The sequence below is a fragment of the Burkholderia sp. E168m22 genome (assembly GCF_001319805.1).
In the GTDB taxonomy this organism is placed as follows: domain Bacteria; phylum Pseudomonadota; class Gammaproteobacteria; order Burkholderiales; family Burkholderiaceae; genus Burkholderia; species Burkholderia orbicola.
Map to the genome: position 1 here is coordinate 1 of NZ_BBSK01000156.1, position 2118 is coordinate 2118.

A 2118-nucleotide genomic window follows, 5' to 3' on the forward strand; every position below is an offset into this window, starting at 1 on the left:
AAATGAGTCGGCGTGTACGGCAAATCGAGAGGTGCGGATTCAAGATCAGGAAGTTGCAGCGGCGCGCCGGCAGGCGTGTTTTGCAGCCCCATCATGGTCTGAAAAATCGGGTTGTACCCAAGTGTGCGCGAAGGCTGAAGTGCCTGCACGACTCGCGCAAGCGGGACCTCCTGATGATTGAAGGCATCGACGGCGATCTGCCTTACCCGCTTGAGCAAGGTGGCTACGTCCGGGTCATCGCCAGTGCGAACGCGAAGTGCCAGCGTATTGACGAAAAAGCCGATCAGCGATTCGACCTCGGCACGTGGCCGGTTGGCCACCGGCGTGCCGATGACGACATCGGACTGTCCGCTGAGCCGTGACAACAGAACGGACCAGGCCGTCAAGAAGGTCATGAAAGGCGTGATCCCGTGCCGCTTGCCTAGCGTGCGCAGCGCGTCGCTCAGTGCGGTAGAAAGCAGGAAATCAATCCTGCCGCCGGCATAGCTTTGTACGGAGGGACGGGGGCGATCCGTCGGAATTTCGAGTAGCGCCGGTGCGCCTTGCAAATGACTGCGCCAGAAGTCGATTTGCTTCTCCATGGTCGACTTGTCGAGCCACTGTCGTTGCCACGCGGCGTAGTCAGTGTATTGGATCGGCAGTTCCGGCAAGGGATCGGGCCGTCCCGTGCTGAATGCAGTGTAGAGCGCGGTGATTTCCTGAATTAGTATGCCGATGGACCAGCCGTCCGAGATGATGTGATGCTGGGTGAGCAGCAGCACGTGCTCGCTGTCGCTCATGTGCAGTAAGCGTGCGCGTACAAGTGGTCCTGCTGCGAGGTCGAACGGAGAAGACGCTTCTTCAGCCTCGATTTCCTTTAGGCGGACACTGCGTTCAGCGGACGGCAAACTGCGCAGGTCGTGCTCGGTGAGCATACAGCCTTGGTTCGCGGGCGCTATGTTCAAAACTGGGCGATCCTCTTGGTCGCGCGTGAACGTGGTCCGCAGACTTTCGTGGCGCGCGACGATGCGGTCGAGCGTTGCGCGTAGCGCCGCTTTGTCCAAGCGCCCCTTTAGTTGCAGGCCGGCCGACATGTGATAGGCCGCGCTCGCGGCTTTGTCGAGTTGATCGAGAAACCATAGGCGCTCCTGTGCCCAAGAAGGCGGTAACGGACTTTCGCGGTCCGCCTTGGGAATCGTCGCGCGAACTCCGTGCGTTGCCGCCGGTGCGCCGGCGGCGCCAAGACGGCGTAGCAAGACTTCGCGCCTAAGCGCATCAAGCGTGCTATTGGAGGTGTTTTTCACGGGTTTTCACTCAGGTCACGGGCGAGCTGGGTTGCATTCGTAAGTCGAGCCAATTCCGGCCGTGACTTCAGTTCAAAAGAGCGCGTAGCTGGTCCTCCGATAGCTGCTCTATTTCGGCACTTAGGCGTTCGATCTCGTCGTTGTCAAAGCGTGCGACTTGATCGTTGAAAATCACCTCCCCAAGCGCCGCGATTGTCGGTGTCTGAAATACCTTTGCAAGCGGTAATGTCAGACCGAACTGCTCGCGGATGCGGCCCACAACCTGTATTGCGGTCAGCGAATAGCCGCCCAGGTCAAAGAAGTCGTCGTGGCGTCCGACGCGCTCGATGCCGAGGAGCGACTGCCAGATTTGTGCAATGGTGGTTTCGATCTCGCCTTGTGGGGCGGCATATTCGCGTGTGGCGATGGCGCTGGCGTCGGGTGCGGGCAGGGCGTGGCGATCGAGTTTGCCATTCGGGGTCAAGGGGAAGGCGTCGAGCGTGACGAAGGCGCTGGGCACCATATAGTCGGGTAGCCGGGTGGCGAGTTGGTCGCGCAGGGCCGCAGCCGCAAGTGGCGCATCGTTTATAGCGAGCAGGTAGGCCACGAGGCGTTTGTCGCCCGGTTGATCTTCGCGGGCGATCACGACGGCATCGCGCACGCCAGGGCAAGCCCGCAGCTGGGATTCGATCTCACCGAGCTCGATGCGAAAGCCACGCAGCTTGACCTGGAAGTCGTTGCGGCCGAGGTATTCGATGGTGCCGTCAGGCAGCCATCGACCCAGGTCGCCGGTTTTGTAGAGGCGGGCGTGGGGTGTGCCGCCGAACGGGTCGGCGATGAAGCGCTGTGCTGTCAA

General features: G+C 61.0%; 2 protein-coding genes. Both read right to left on the bottom strand.

Features of this window, described 5'->3' with window-relative positions:
* A partial coding sequence (locus AP428_RS34130; RefSeq protein WP_231691731.1) for a condensation domain-containing protein occupies window positions 1–1283 on the bottom strand: 1283 nt, incomplete at its 3' end.
* Between the two features lie 67 nt (window positions 1284–1350).
* Window positions 1351–2118, bottom strand: a 768-nt coding sequence (locus AP428_RS34135; protein WP_156349372.1) for a phosphopantetheine-binding protein, incomplete at its 5' end; no start/stop codon positions are given.